The organism is Wolbachia endosymbiont of Pentalonia nigronervosa, from assembly GCF_014534705.1.
Classification (GTDB): domain Bacteria; phylum Pseudomonadota; class Alphaproteobacteria; order Rickettsiales; family Anaplasmataceae; genus Wolbachia.
The window spans coordinates 1-1,365 of the sequence record NZ_JACVWV010000157.1 but is presented as its reverse complement, the minus strand read 5'-3'; the positions used below and the strand labels follow the sequence as shown (position 1 = coordinate 1,365).

The 1,365-nt window shown below is 35.5% G+C and carries 2 protein-coding genes; both read left to right on the top strand.

Annotated elements, in window-relative coordinates:
* Positions 1-233, top strand: a 233-nt coding sequence (locus IC220_RS07575; RefSeq protein WP_223158815.1) for a PAAR domain-containing protein, incomplete at its 5' end; no start/stop codon positions are given.
* A 39-nt stretch (positions 234-272) separates the two neighbouring features.
* Entirely contained in the window at positions 273-1,319 is a 1,047-nt protein-coding gene (locus tag IC220_RS07570; RefSeq protein ID WP_188153796.1) for a PDDEXK nuclease domain-containing protein, read from the top strand.
* Positions 1,320-1,365 lie beyond the last annotated feature (46 nt).

Here is a 1,365-nt window from a genome sequence, read left to right as displayed (position 1 = left end):
AAGGAGATCATTGTATGGAAGAAAGGCCACATTTTTGCGTCAGTGGAAGCAGAGACGTTTTTGTGAATGATAAGCCAATTTGCAGGCAAGGAGATAGTTTTAGTGAAGAAAAAATATTAACTGAAGGATCGAAAATAGTATTTGCTAATGGCTATGGAGTTGGAAGAGTTGGAGATTTAGTATCCTGTGGTTCCAAGGTGATAAGTGGTAGCAGTGATGTTTTTTCGGGGTAAAGACTAACATGTGCTATAATGAATTTTACCAAAAAAGTTATGAATATGGATATAACTACTAGCCTATTAGGAGATATTAGTCATTTAATAGATAGAGCAAAAAATCATCTTGCTACACAGTTCAATTCTACTCTAGTATTGTTAAATTGGGAGATTGGCTTCAGAATTGATCAAGGTATTTTAAAGCACAAACGTGCAGACTATGGAAAACGAATCATCTTCCAACTTGCAAAGGAACTTCAGATTAAGTATGGACGTGGATTTGATAGAGCTTCATTGTTTCGGATGGTGCAATTTTCTAAATTCTTTCCTGATCAAGAAATTGTCGCGACACTGTCACAACAATTGAGTTGGTCACATTTTATAGAAATTATTGCAATTTCTGATGACTTAAAGCGCAGCTACTATCTAGAAATGTGTCGTATTGAAAGATGGAGTGTGAGAACACTACGTAGTAAGATAGATACTATGTTGTATGAACGTACAGCGTTGGCAAAAAAACCAGAGGACTGTATAAAACAAAGTATAAAAAAGTTACGTGAAGAAAATACGTTAGCACCGGAATTCATTTTTCACGACCCATACTTTCTTAACTTTGCAGAATTACCATCAAGTTACAGTGAGAATGACCTAGAAAATACGATCTTGGATGAATTGACAAAGTTTTTGCAAGAGTTTGGTAATGATTTTTGTTTTGTAACACGTCAAAAAAGGATGAGTACTGAAAAAACTGATAGATATTTAGACTTGTTATTCTTTCATAGAGGGTTAAAATGCCTCATTGCAATAGAGTTAAAAATAGGTCGCTTTGAGCCAGCATATAAGGGACAGATGGAATGGTACTTGAATTGGTTGGATAAAAATGAAAAGAAACCTGGTGAGGGAAAGCCGCTAGGAATTATTTTATGTGCTGATAAGGATCAAGAGGACATAGAATACCTTGAACTTGACGGATCCAATATTCACGTTGCACAGTATTTAACGCAGCTTCCTCCCAAAGAAATCCTTGAGAAGAGACTAAAAAAGGCTATCACTATAGCACGTGAGAAATACGAACGACTCCAAGTACTAAGTCAGGAAAAGTGAAAGAATGTATGCAAGGAATGAATGCAAATACTGGAAAAAAGTTAGA

What these genes read in the sequence shown, in the direction of transcription:
- IC220_RS07570 (WP_188153796.1), top strand. Translation starts at nt 273, where the DNA reads ATGAATATGGATATAACTACTAGCCTATTAGGAGATATTAGTCATTTA.